The organism is Amycolatopsis benzoatilytica AK 16/65 (assembly GCF_000383915.1).
Classification (GTDB): domain Bacteria; phylum Actinomycetota; class Actinomycetes; order Mycobacteriales; family Pseudonocardiaceae; genus Amycolatopsis; species Amycolatopsis benzoatilytica.
Genome location: NZ_KB912942.1, coordinates 438,899 through 450,865 on the forward strand (window position 1 = coordinate 438,899; position 11,967 = coordinate 450,865).

At 71.5% G+C, this 11,967-nt stretch carries 13 protein-coding genes; 5 read left to right on the forward strand and 8 right to left on the reverse strand.

Annotated elements, in window-relative coordinates; all coding sequences use genetic code 11:
• Positions 1 to 52: 52 nt before the first annotated feature.
• Positions 53 to 769 carry an LON peptidase substrate-binding domain-containing protein gene (locus AMYBE_RS0102060; RefSeq protein WP_027927299.1) on the reverse strand — a complete coding sequence of 239 codons (717 nt, stop codon included), beginning with the start codon at positions 767 to 769 and terminating at the stop codon, positions 53 to 55.
• A gap of 43 nt (positions 770 to 812) precedes the next feature.
• Entirely contained in the window at positions 813 to 1,454 is a 642-nt protein-coding gene (locus tag AMYBE_RS0102065) for an NUDIX hydrolase (RefSeq protein ID WP_281172134.1), read from the reverse strand.
• 146 nt (positions 1,455 to 1,600) lie between these two features.
• Between AMYBE_RS0102065 and nadA the strand changes: the two genes are divergently transcribed.
• From nadA to AMYBE_RS0102085, 4 genes are all read left to right on the forward strand, one after another.
• Positions 1,601 to 2,611, forward strand: a complete 1,011-nt coding sequence (gene nadA / locus AMYBE_RS0102070; protein WP_020657669.1) for a quinolinate synthase NadA — start codon at positions 1,601 to 1,603, stop codon at positions 2,609 to 2,611.
• Complete coding sequence (locus AMYBE_RS0102075) at positions 2,608 to 4,260, forward strand: L-aspartate oxidase (RefSeq protein ID WP_027927300.1); 1,653 nt, start codon at positions 2,608 to 2,610, stop codon at positions 4,258 to 4,260. Before nadA ends, AMYBE_RS0102075 begins: the two co-directional genes overlap by 4 nt.
• The gene (gene nadC / locus AMYBE_RS0102080; protein ID WP_020657671.1) at positions 4,257 to 5,150 is read left to right on the forward strand and encodes a carboxylating nicotinate-nucleotide diphosphorylase; all 894 of its coding nucleotides are present in this window, start codon (positions 4,257 to 4,259) and stop codon (positions 5,148 to 5,150) included. The genes AMYBE_RS0102075 and nadC overlap by 4 nt, the downstream gene beginning before the upstream one ends.
• A 64-nt stretch (positions 5,151 to 5,214) precedes the next feature.
• Complete coding sequence (locus tag AMYBE_RS0102085; protein WP_020657672.1) at positions 5,215 to 6,387, forward strand: S8 family serine peptidase; 1,173 nt, start codon at positions 5,215 to 5,217, stop codon at positions 6,385 to 6,387.
• A gap of 262 nt (positions 6,388 to 6,649) precedes the next feature.
• Here the strand turns inward: AMYBE_RS0102085 and AMYBE_RS0102090 are convergent, their stop codons facing one another.
• The 6 genes from AMYBE_RS0102090 to AMYBE_RS0102115 form a co-directional block, all read right to left on the reverse strand.
• Positions 6,650 to 7,018 (reverse strand): hypothetical protein, encoded by a 369-nt coding sequence (locus AMYBE_RS0102090; protein ID WP_020657673.1) that lies wholly within the window; start codon positions 7,016 to 7,018, stop codon positions 6,650 to 6,652.
• Complete coding sequence (locus AMYBE_RS0102095) at positions 7,015 to 8,304, reverse strand: alpha/beta hydrolase (RefSeq protein ID WP_020657674.1); 1,290 nt, start codon at positions 8,302 to 8,304, stop codon at positions 7,015 to 7,017. Before AMYBE_RS0102095 ends, AMYBE_RS0102090 begins: the two co-directional genes overlap by 4 nt.
• The gene (locus AMYBE_RS0102100; protein WP_020657675.1) at positions 8,301 to 9,602 is read right to left on the reverse strand and encodes a WXG100 family type VII secretion target; all 1,302 of its coding nucleotides are present in this window, start codon (positions 9,600 to 9,602) and stop codon (positions 8,301 to 8,303) included. Before AMYBE_RS0102100 ends, AMYBE_RS0102095 begins: the two co-directional genes overlap by 4 nt.
• Positions 9,599 to 9,982, reverse strand: coding sequence for a hypothetical protein (locus AMYBE_RS0102105; protein ID WP_020657676.1), 384 nt, complete (start codon positions 9,980 to 9,982; stop codon positions 9,599 to 9,601). Before AMYBE_RS0102105 ends, AMYBE_RS0102100 begins: the two co-directional genes overlap by 4 nt.
• Positions 9,983 to 10,082: 100 nt before the next feature.
• Complete coding sequence (locus tag AMYBE_RS0102110; protein ID WP_020657677.1) at positions 10,083 to 10,382, reverse strand: hypothetical protein; 300 nt, start codon at positions 10,380 to 10,382, stop codon at positions 10,083 to 10,085.
• Positions 10,383 to 10,398: 16 nt separating this feature from the next.
• Positions 10,399 to 10,740 (reverse strand): WXG100 family type VII secretion target, encoded by a 342-nt coding sequence (locus tag AMYBE_RS0102115; RefSeq protein ID WP_020657678.1) that lies wholly within the window; start codon positions 10,738 to 10,740, stop codon positions 10,399 to 10,401.
• 222 nt (positions 10,741 to 10,962) lie between these two features.
• On the opposite strand from AMYBE_RS0102115, the gene AMYBE_RS0102120 reads away from it, so the two are divergent.
• Positions 10,963 to 11,928: a hypothetical protein gene (locus tag AMYBE_RS0102120; RefSeq protein ID WP_020657679.1), complete on the forward strand. Its 966-nt coding sequence runs from the start codon at positions 10,963 to 10,965 to the stop codon at positions 11,926 to 11,928.
• The last annotated feature ends 39 nt before the right edge of the window (positions 11,929 to 11,967 follow it).

Here is an 11,967-nt window from a genome sequence, read left to right on the forward strand (position 1 = left end):
GCCGCATCCTGCGGCCCGATCCGCGGTCGCGCTCCGGCGTCCGGGATGCGCGTCAGTTCAGGTCCCCCGGCTTGGTGAACCCAGCCACCTCGCTAGGCGGCAACGGCACCGCGCCCAGCGTCTCCAGGAACCCGGCCTCCCTCGTCAGGAACCGGCACACGATCCGCAGCCTCCGCAACGGATTGGTCTCCTCCAGCAGCAGCTGCCGGTCCTCCAGCGGCAACAGGCAATCCGCCGCCAGCTGATATGCCAGGTCCTCGAGCGAGGCATCGTCATGCGGCGCGCGCCAGTCATCTTCATGCCAGGCGGCTTCGCAGTACCGCTGATGCGCCGCTCGGGCCACCTCCGCCAGTCGTCGCGCGGTCGGCTCCGCGGCCGAGGGCACCGGGTCGTCCGGAAGCCACTCCACGGTGCCCATCAAATACGGTGCCGCGCCCGTGTCCAGCTCGCGCAGCCGGAACCGCCGGGCCGCGAGGGTCACCACGTCGAACCGGCCGTCGGGCAGCCGTTTGGCCTCGCGCAGCACCGTGCTGCACCCCACGCCGTACAGGTGGTCCAAACCATTGACCTCGCGCACCAATGGTGCGCGCAGCGCCACCACACCGAACTCCCGTTCCGGCACCGCTCCGGTGACCAGATCGGCGGTCAGCTGCCGGTAGCGCGGCTCGAAAATGTGCAGCGGCAGGTGCACGCCCGGAAGCAGCACAGTCTGCAGCGGGAATAACGGCAGGGTCGCCGTTCCGCTGGGGCACTGCTCGGGCTCGGTCACGCGCTCCACGGTACGGGCACCGGCGCGGCGGCGCAGTTCGTGTTCACTTCCGCGGTGGCGGCTTCAGAACCGCGAACGGGTCGGTGATTTGCATGCCTTTCCCGGCGAACGAGAACAGTGCGGCAGGGCGTCCGCCGGCCCGGCCGGGCGCCGCGGTGTGGCCGGTGGGGAGCAGCAGACCGCGCCGTTGCAGGACGCGTTGCAGGTTGGTCGCGGACACCTTGTAGCCCAGCGCCGCCGAGTACAGGCCGCGCAGCGCGGAGATCGTGAACTCCTCCGGGGCCAGTGCGAAGCCCAGGTTCGTGTAGCTCAGCTTGGACCGCAGCCGGTCGCGGGCGCGCAGGACGATCGCCTCGTGGTCGAACGCGGTACGCGGCAGGGCGTCCACGTCGTGCCATTCGGTGTCCTCGGGCACCGCCGGGTCGACGTCGGAGGGGACCAGGCCCAGAAACGCCGTCGCGACCACGCGCGGGCCGGGCACCCGGTCCGGCGCGCTGAACACCGACAGCTGCTCGACGTGTTTGAGCTGGCGAACGTCCACCTTCTCCGCGAGCTGGCGCCGGATGGACGTTTCGACGTCCTCGTCCGGGCGCAGCCGCCCGCCCGGCAGCGACCAGCGGCCCAGGTGCGGATCGAGCGCGCGGCGCCACAGCAGCACGCGCAGTGTGTCCGAGCGCACTTGCAGGACTGCTGCCAGAACCTCGTGGGCGAGGGGCGTCTGGGTGTTAATATGGCTTCGCACAGTTTTCGATTATAAGGCGAAAACCTCAGCGGAGCGGAACCGGGGCCGACCCGGTCTCGCCAGCGGCGGAGTTCGAGAGGGCCGAAGACATGACCACCACGCTTGACCAGGACTTGACCCCCTACGGCGGGGTCGAGGCGGACGCGGACTGGGCGGCTCGGGTGCGGGAGCTCGCCCGCAAGCGCGACGCGGTGCTGCTCGCGCACAACTACCAGGTTCCGGAAATCCAGGACATCGCCGACTTCACCGGCGACTCGCTGGCGCTCAGCCGCATCGCGGCCAGCAGCGACGCGTCCACCATCGTCTTCTGCGGCGTGCACTTCATGGCCGAGACGGCGAAGATCCTCGCGCCGCAGAAGACGGTGCTGATCCCGGACGCGCGGGCCGGCTGCTCGCTCGCCGACTCCATCACCGGCGCGCAGCTGCGCGAGTGGAAGGCCGAGCACCCGGGCGCGGTGGTCGTCTCCTACGTGAACACGACGGCCGAGGTCAAGGCCGAGACCGACATCTGCTGCACGTCGTCGAACGCGGTCGACGTGGTCGCCTCGATCCCCGCTGACCAGGAAGTTCTCTTCCTGCCCGACCAGTTCCTCGGCGCCCACGTCAAGCGGATCACCGGGCGGCGGAACATGCACGTCTGGGCCGGGGAATGCCACGTGCACGCCGGCATCAACGGGGCCGAGCTGGCCGAGCGGGCCGAGGAGAACCCGGACGCGGACCTGTTCATCCACCCCGAATGCGGTTGCGCGACGTCGGCGCTCTACCTGGCCGGCGAGGGCGCGGTCGCGCCGGAGCGGGTCAAGATCCTCTCCACCGGCGACATGGTGCACGCGGCGCGCGACACCAAGGCGACTTCGGTGCTGGTGGCCACTGAGATCGGCATGATCCACCAGCTGCGCAAGGCCGCGCCGGAGATCGACTTCCGCGCGGTGAACGACCGGGCCTCGTGCCGGTACATGAAGATGATCACCCCGGCCGCGCTGCTGCGGTGCCTCGAGGAGGGCGCGGACGAGGTGCACGTGGACCCGGAAACGGCGGCGAGGGCGAGCGCTTCGGTGCAGCGGATGATCGAAATCGGCCAGCCTGGCGGTGGGGAATGACCGACCCAGTTAATGCTCAGGAGGCGAAAACCTCGCCGGCGGCGCGCTGGGAGGCACGCGCTGACGTCGTGGTGATCGGCAGCGGGGTCGCCGGACTGACCGCGGCGCTGCGGGCCCGCGAACTCGGGCTGCACGTGCTGGTCGTGACCAAAGCGGCGGTCTCCGACGGCAACACCCGGTGGGCGCAGGGCGGCGTCGCGGTGGTGCTCGACGGCGAGCGCGACGAGGGCGACACCGTGGAGAAGCACACCTCGGACACGCTCACCGCCGGTGCCGGGCTCTGCGACGAGGCGGCCGTGCAGTCGATCCTCGCCGGCGGGCCGGCCGCGGTGACCGAGCTGCGGCAGAACGGCGCGGTATTCGACCGCGGCACGTCTGGTCTGTCGAGGGCGCGCGAGGGCGGACACAGTGCGTTCCGGGTCATCCACGCGGGTGGCGACGCTACTGGTGCGGAGGTCGAGCGCACTCTGGTCGCGCAGGCTGGTGAGCGGCGGATCCCGGTGCTGGAGCACCACCTCGCGGTCGACGCGCTGCGGACGCCGGCGGGGGAAGTGGCCGGGGTGACGGTGCTGGACCGCAACGGGGTGCCGGGGGTGGTCCGGGCCTCCGCGGTGGTGCTGGCCAGCGGCGGATTCGGGCAGCTTTACCAGGCGACGTCGAACCCGGAGATCGCGACCGGCGACGGGCTCGCGCTCGCGCTCCGGGCCGGTGCGGCGGTCGCGGACATCGAGTTCGTGCAGTTCCACCCGACGGTGCTGTACACGCCGGGCGCGCGCGGACGCTGCCCGCTGGTCACCGAGGCGGTGCGCGGCGAGGGGGCGACGCTGGTCGACGGCGCGGGCGCGTCGGTGATGGCCGGCGTGCACCCGCTGGGCGACCTAGCACCGCGCGACGTCGTGGCGGCCGCGATCACCCGGCGGCAAGTGCTGGCGCCGGGCGGCATCGACGATCACGTTTTCCTGGACGCCACCGGGATTCCTGGCTTCGCGAAGCGGTTCCCGACCGTGCGCGCGGCGTGCGCGGTGCTCGGGCTGGACCCGGCGGTGGACGCGATCCCGGTGACCCCGGCGGCGCACTTCGCGTGCGGCGGCGTGGTGACCACTGTGGACGGACGGTCCAGCGTGCGCGGGCTGTACGCGGCGGGAGAGGTGGCGCGCACCGGTCTGCACGGGGCGAACCGGCTCGCGTCGAACAGCCTGCTCGAAGGACTGGTGGTCGGCCAGCGGGCCGCGGAAGCGGTCGCGGCGGACTTGGCGGCCGGGCTGCTGCCGGACCCGGCGCGCGGCCGGATCCCGGACCGCACGACCGCGCCCGCGGCGGAACGCGATGCGCTGCAACGAGTCATGAGCCGGTACGCGGCGATCGGCCGGGACTCGGACGGCCTGGCCGCCGCGGCTTCGGTGCTCGACTTGTCGACAACGGACAGTCCGTTGTGGACGCACGCGGCAGTCGAGGACGCGGCGCTCACCCTGGTGGCGCAGGCGTTGCTCGCGGCGGCGGGACGGCGGACGGAATCGCGCGGCTGTCACGTGCGGACCGATTTCCCGGAACGAGACGAGCAGCTGTGGCGGCGCAGCCAGCTGATCCGGTTGAGCCCGTCGGGGCAGCCGGTGCTGGCCGAGTCGACGTCGCTGGAAGGGGTGGCATGAGCGGGGAATTCTCGGCACCGGTGACCCGGGCGCTGATCGCGGCCGGGCTCGACCTCGCCGACGTGCGGCGGGTCGTGACCACGGCGTTGGAAGAGGACTTGCGGTACGGGCCGGACGCCACGACCGACGCCACAGTGCCGTCCGCCGCCCGCGCGGTGGCGGAGCTGACGCCGCGGGTGGCTGGTGTGGTGGCTGGGGTGCCGGCCGCGCTCGCGGTGTTCGACGAGGTGCTCGGCCCGGACTACGAGGTGGTGTCGATCCGCGAGGACGGTTCGCGCGCGGTCGCCGGGGAACCGGTGCTGGTGCTGCGCGGGCCGGTGCGCGGACTGCTGACCGCCGAGCGGACGGCGTTGAATCTGCTGTGCCAGCTGTCCGGAGTGGCGACGGCGACCGCGGCTTGGGTGTCCGCGATCGAAGGAACCGGTGCGGCGGTGCGGGATTCGCGCAAGACCACGCCGGGATTGCGGCTGCTGCAGAAGTACGCTGTGCGCTGCGGCGGCGGGGTGAACCACCGGATGGGCCTCGGCGACGCGGTGCTGATCAAGGACAACCATGTGGTCGCTGCCGGTTCGGTCACCGCGGCGCTGGCTGCGGCGCGCGAGCACGCGCCGCAGCTGCACTGCGAGGTCGAGGTGGACAACCTGGACCAGCTGAACGAGGCGCTGGCCGCAGGAGCGGACGAAGTGCTGCTGGACAACTTCACGCCGGAGCAGTGCGCCGAGGCGGTCGCGCGACGCGACGAGATGTCGCCGAAGACGCGGCTGGAGTCGTCCGGCGGGCTCACGCTCGACCGGGCGCGCGCGTACGCCGAGTCCGGGGTGGACTTTCTCGCGGTCGGTGGGCTCACCCATTCCTCGCCTGCGCTGGATCTGGGGATGGACCTGCGCTGACCCTGTCGCCGCGGCCCGCTCTCCACTAGAATCCCGTTGTCGGGCAAGGGGGAAGGGGGCCGCGGTGCGGGGAATCGCCGCCGGAGCGGTGGCTGCGCTCGCGGCAGCCGGGCTGCCCGTTTTCGCGGCACCCGAAGCGCAGGCGGCCGCGTGCGCGAATCCGTCCGGCACGTACACCGGCGCGGTGTCCTGGGGGCAGCGGCTGATCGACCCGCCGAAACTGTGGCCGTTGAGCCGGGGCGACGGTCAGACCGTCGCGGTGATCGGCACCGGCGTGGACAAGCAGAACGCGCAATTCGGCCCCGGCCAGCTGCTCGGCGGCGCGGGCACCGCGGATTCCGATTGCGACGGGCGCGGCACGATCGCGGCCGGCATCGTCGGCGCGCAGCCGCAGAACGAGACCACGTTCACCGGGGTCGCACCCGGGGTAAAGCTCCTTCCGTTGCGCTACACGGAAAGCAACGGTTCGGCCGCGGACGGCGGCGGCGACCCGGGCGCGCTGGCCGGAGCGATCACGACGGCCGTGGACCGTGGTGCGGGCGTGCTTCTCATCGCGGTGCCAGCGGGTTCGGACAGTCCGGCGCTCAGCGCCGCGGTCGACCACGCGCACTCGCGCGGTGCGGTGGTGATTTCCGCGGCGGCGGCGACGCAACAGGGCGCGCACACGTATCCGACGGCGTCGGCGGGAGTGCTGGCAGTCGGATCGACCGACGAAGCGGGCGCGCCGGTGCAGACGGAAGCCGGAGACTACCTCGGGATTTCCGCGCCCGGCGCGAACCTGGTGAGCACGTCGGCCGGAGGCGGCGGCGCGGTGGCGCACCGGTGGCCGGTGACCGACCCCGGCCTGGCCGCGGCATACGTCGCCGGAGTGGCGGCGCTGGTCCGGTCCGCGCATCCGGAACTGACTGGCGACCAGGTGGTGAACCGGCTGACGCTCACCGCGTCCCGGCCGCCGTCCGGCGCGCACGACCCGAAGCGCGGCTGGGGCATGGTGAACGCCTACGCCGCGGTGTCCTCGACGTTGCCCGCCAACGCGCCGGGACCGAGCGCGGCACCGGCACGGTCGGCGCTGCCGGTGGTGGTCCCGGCCGCGGCGGAAACTCGGTCCACTTCGGACGCCACTGCCGGGATGGTCGCGGTGGGCGGAGTCGTGGTCGCGGCCGCGGCGGGGATCGGGGTGGCGGCGTTCCGGCGGGGAAAGCGGCGCGGCTGGAAGCCGTCGAGGTTCAAGGCTTAGCTATCAAGGCCTCGGCTTCAAGGCTTAGGCCTCAAGGTCCAAGGTTTCAAGTCCGTGAGGGGCCCCTTCACGGAATCTAAGTCCGTGAAGGGGCCAATCACGGAATCTGAGTCCCGCAAGGGCCCCCGGAATCTAAGTCCGTGAAGGTGCCCGTCACGGAATCCAAGTCCCGCAAGGGCCCCCGGAACCTGCGTCCGTGAAGGTGCCCGTCAGGGAATCTAAGTCCCGCAACGGGTCCTTCACCGCAGGCTGGAGCAGCGGATCAGGCCGTGACGCACCGGGTGGAGCCGATGATCGCCACCCCGCGTCCGTCCCGTGCGATGTGCACGCTGAAATCCGCGCCGTCACGGGAGAACCGGGCGATCACTTCGCGATAAGTGCTGCGGTCGTAGGATTTCCAGCCGGCCGCTTCGAGCGTCGGCCGGACCGCCTCGCTCAGCCGGCGCGGCGCACCCGGACTGCCTTCCAGCCGGAGACCGTACTGCCAGCACACCAGATGCCCCGGTTGCGCCGGATCGCAGTCCAGCTCCCCGTTCACGGTGCGCACCGCGCTCGCACCGAACGCGGCCGCGACGCTGTCGAGCACGTTGGTCAGCTCGGCGGCGAGGTCTTCGAGTTCCTGGGTGATCACGGCAGCGCCACCGCCGGGGCCGGCTGTGGCGCTTCAGTGACGTGTCCGCCGGTCAGGACGCCGTAGATGTTCTCCCACGAGTCCGAGCCCGGCTTCAAAACGCCGCTGTGCGAAGTAAGACCCCACTGCAGGTCGCCGCTGGCGTCGCGGCCGGTGGCCAGTTCGGTGACGCCTGGGAACGTGTCCGGGTCGGCGCCGTGGCCGATCCCGGTCCACTCGAACAGGCCCGCGTTGCCCTGGGCGATGACGATCGGGTCCAGCGGTGCGGTCATCGAGTACCGCTGCACGCCGGCTTGGCTCGGCGGCAGGTCGGCTGGGCTCCAGACCCCGTGTCCCATGCCTGCCGACTCTACGTGCAGGACCCGGTCCACCGGCAAGCCCTGCTGGTCGGCGAGGCCGACCGTGGCGCCGCCATAGCTGTGCCCGATCGCGGTGATCGTGGCCGCTCCGCCGGTCTGGGAATCGACCTGGTCGCGCAGTTCGTCGCCGAACGCCTTGAGGTTCGGGGCCATGGTCTGCGCGTAGCTGGCGTCCGCGCCTTCGGTGGTGACGTTCTGCGGGAAGACTCCGTCGGCCCACACCACCATCGCGGTCCGGCCGGACGGATCGGCGGCGACGAGGCTGCGGCCGAGGTCGGCGTAGGACTGGAAGGTGTCCATCCGGGTGTGCACGCCGGGCACGAACAGCCCGACGTTGCGGGTGCCCGGCTGGATGTCTCCGACCAGTTCGGCGATCCGTCCGTTGCCCGACGGATCGAACCGGAGGATCTGCCGGTGGTCGTCGAGAATGCTTTGGTACAGCGCGATCCGGCGCTGCGAGCGGGCGATCTCGTCCGCGTCGGCTAGGCCGGACAGCCGCTGCCGCTCGGCGGCGAGCGCGTCGGAGACCTTCGCGCGGTTCGCCGCGATGGCACTGGCCCACCGGCCGCTTTCGGCCGCCCCGCTCGGTTTTCCGGCCGAGGGAACGGCCTCTTCGGGCAGCAGGGACCGGTACCAGGTCGCGACCTGCTCGTCCGCGCGCCGGTAGCCCGACGAGGACGCGGTGAGACCGTCCCGGAGCACCTGCGCCCGGAGGATCTGCTTGTCGACATCGGTGGAAAGCTCGCTGAGCGTCTTCGCGAGCGCCGCCGCGCAGTTGGCGGACGCGGACACCTGGCCGAAGGCAGCGGCGGGCACTCGTTCGCCCGCCACGGCCTGCTGCGCGGTCCGGAGCGCGCTGGCGCGAGCGTCCAGTTCGGACGCCGCGCCGGCGAGTTTGGCCGGGGCGACCCGGTAGCCGCCGGTCACGGCTGGTCGAGCGGCTCTTCGCCGATGACCGAGGGCGCGACCGGGGCCTGCTGGCCCCAGACGTTCTCGGTTTCGACCAGCCAGGCCGGAATCCGCCTGCCGGAGCCCAGGTCGGCGCCGGCGCCCATGCCGCCCATCGGCATCATGGGCATCATCGGCATCGCGCTCTTGGCAGCCGCGCCGGCCGCCCCGGCCGCGCCGCCGGCGAGCCCGCTGAGGACGTTGGACGAGGTGGTGCCTGCCAGCCCGGAGTGCGCCGCCGGCGCTTCGCCGGAGCCGCTGAGACCGCCGCCGGACGGGACGCCGCCGCTGTCGATCGACGGAGCCTGCCCGCCGCCGACCGGGACGCCGCCCCCGCCGCCGGCCGGACTGGCGCCGCCGAGCTTGGTGCCGGGCGCTTCCTCTTGCTTGTCCTTGCCGTCCTTGTCCTTGCCCGAGGCCCACGGCGGCAGCTTCGGCATGATCGACCCGAACCGGCCGAACGCGGCGGCCGAAGCGGCCGCCAGACCGGCGGTGAACATGTCGCCGAACAACGGGCTGCCGGACTGTGCCGGGTGCGCCGGGTCGGTGATCGCCGGCTGGACGCCGTCGGTCGGCAGCGGGTGCGAGGCGACCGGGGCGCCGACGATCGCCGGGGCGTCCGGGCTGTTCCCGACCACCCCGATGCCGCCGCTGGACGCGCCGCCGCCGGGAACCGGCTTGGGCGGCGCGGGGGCCGCGTTCGGCGAGACCGGGATGGACTCCTCGGCGGTGTCGTAGTTCGTCGCGAGGTTGTTCATCACGACGATCGCCTTCGCGTGCGCGGAGCCGGCGGCGTTGGCGGCCTGTTGCTGCGCTTCGACATTGGCGATCGCCTGCTGCCGCTGCTGGGCCGCGGCGATCAGGGTGGCTTGCGGGGTGTCCGCGGGCAGCATCGGCGGGTTGAGGGCCAGCGCGAGGTCGGCGGGAGCGACGTCCGGCACCGAGACCGGCGGCGGCATCTCCGTTTTCGCCTTGGCCAACGCGTCCGCCGCGTCCTCCAGCATGTCGCGCATGCCCTGCGCGGTGACCGCGACCTTGCGGATGCCGCCGACCAGGTCGACCATCATGTGCCGGTACTCGTCGGCCGCGCCGCCGGTCCACGCGCTGGAGAAGTCCTTGAGCTGATCCGACAGGTTCTCCGCCTGGTCGTAGAGCCCGCGCGAGGCGGAGTTCCACTGTTCGGCGGCGGAGCGCGCGGTGGTCGGGTCGCCCGCCTGCAGCATCGCGTAGAGCTGCTGGTGGCTGAACGCGCCGAAGTTGGTGCGAGGCCCGGTCATGCTTGCTTACCCCCAGCGGAATCGAGGCCCAGCAACGAGAAAAGCGGGTCCAGCAGACCGGTCTGCTGGCCCGATTGGTGCAGATCGCCCGCGACCGACTGGTCGGCCTGGGCGTAACCGTCGGCGACGGTGGTGGTGACGTCCTGTGCGAAGGTGATCGCCCCGCGGACCTGTTCCAGCAGGCCCTGCATCTCGGCGACCGCCGCGCGGTGGGCGTCGACCAGCGAAGACGCTTCCCCGAACTCCCCGAACAGCAGCGGATGCTCGCCGAGGGTGCGCAGGAAGTCGTTCGGCCGGGACATCGCGTGGATCTGGGTTTCCAGTTCCCGGACGAAGTCCGTCAGCGATTCCAGGTGGACGTAGTACGACTGGTCGGGCATCGGCCGGTGACCTCTCGTGCGGCAGGACGCGGGAAAGCCGGCCGTCCGGGGCGGGCGGGGGGATGTGGTCCCGCCCCGGACGGCCGGCGTCGGGGCCGGATCAGGCGAACAGGCCCTGGTTGCGGTTCTCCAGCTGGTGCTGGAGGTCGTGCGCGTCGCCGACCTTGGCGCCGAACTGCGCGATGATCGCGACGATGTCGGCGGTCGCCTGGCGCAGCCGGGTCTCGGACGCGCGCGCCGCTTCACCGGCGGAGCTGCCCGAGGCGTACCAGGTCTGGGTGATCGGCTGCAGGTTCTGGTGCAGCTGCTCCAGCTGGGACGTGAGCGCCTTGGCCTTGGCGGCGAGCGAGGCCGAGCTGTGCTGCAGGGCCCCGAAGCTGATTTCTACGACGTCAGCCATGGTGTCTGATCCTCTCTCAGAGGTTGAGGCGAGGGATCACGTTGCCCTCGACGGTGTGGCTGACGCTCTGGAAGCTCTGGTGCACGTCGGCGTCGCCCGCGTTGTAGTTCGTGTGGCTGGTGTGCACCAGCTGCGACATGGTGTCGAGCTCCCGGACGGCGGCAGTCATCTTTTCCTGGAGCCTGCGCTGCAGGTCCCAGAACGCCACGGCCTGGTCGCCCTTGTAGTTCCGCAGCGACTCGGTCAGCTCGGACTCCAAGCTGGCCATCGTCGTCTTCGCGCTCGACGCGGTCTCCTCGAAGCCCTGGACGGCGCGCGTCATGGCAGCGGAATCTGCCTGGAATCCCGGACTGGACATGTGACGGGCCACCTCCTTCCCTCTCGTGGAAAATCCCGGTGCGCGGCGGGCCGCGCGGTGTGAATGTCACGCTAGAAAAAGAGGCGGTGCGGTCAAACGGCACAACTGCCGGTTTCTTTGACGGCACTATTACCCACAAGCGGTGCCGGTGGGGTTGTCCCCACCCTCGGCAAGGGGGTCCGCGCCAGTGCCTGGAAACCCGCCGTTGACCAGGCTGTAAGCATGACTTCCTGGGGTGCACGACTGTTTCGGCTGCACCGCCCGCTGGTGCTGCTGGCGGGTGCGATGACGGCGTTGCTGATCGCTTCGGTGCTGGGGCTGCTGTTCGACGATCGTACGTTGGTGAACGCCCCGATCTGGGCGAAGCCGTTCAAATTCGCGGTATCGGTGGGCATGTACGCGCTCACGCTGGCCTGGCTGCTGTCGCTGGTACAGCGCGGAAAACGGGCCGGCTGGTGGATGGGCACGGTGTTCGCGGTGGGCATCGGCGCGGACATGGCGCTGCTGGTGTGGCAGGTCGTCTTCCGCGGCCGGACCCTGCATTTCAACAAAGCGACCGAGGCCGACGTGATGATCAATAATTTCGTCGCCGGCGGCGCGTACACGGCTTGGCTGGCGACAGTGGCCGTGGTGATCTTGTTGCTGTGCCAGAAACTGCCGGACCGGGCGCTCGCGTCGTCGCTGCGCTGGGGCACCGCGCTGGCCGCCGGCGGGATGGCGCTGGCGATGGTGATGTTCTCGGCGACGAAGGCGCAGCAGGCGGTGTTCGCGACCGGCGGCAAGCCGTCGACGTTCGGCGCGCACACGGTCGGCTTGGAGGACGGCGGGCCGGGTCTGCCGCTGATCGGCTGGAGCACCGTCGGCGGGGACCTGCGGATCCCGCACTTCGTGGGCATTCACGCGATCCAGGCGCTGCCGCTGATCGCTCTCGCGCTGGCGGCGCTGGCCCGCCGGTACCCGGCGTTGTCGACCGATCTGGTGCGCCGGCGTTTGGTGCGGACCGCGGCGGTCGGGTACGCCGGGCTCATCGCGCTGGTGGCCTGGCAGGCGCTGCGCGGCCAGTCGATCGTCCGGCCGGACTTCTGGACGCTCGCCGCGTTCGCCGGCCTGGTCGCGGTGGTGGTGCTCGGGGTCGTCGGGTCCCTGCGGACCGCGGCGGCTGCCCGCGAGGCAGCGCTGATCTCGTAACCACAGCTGGCCGTGAAGGGCTCCTCGCGGGAATCAGAT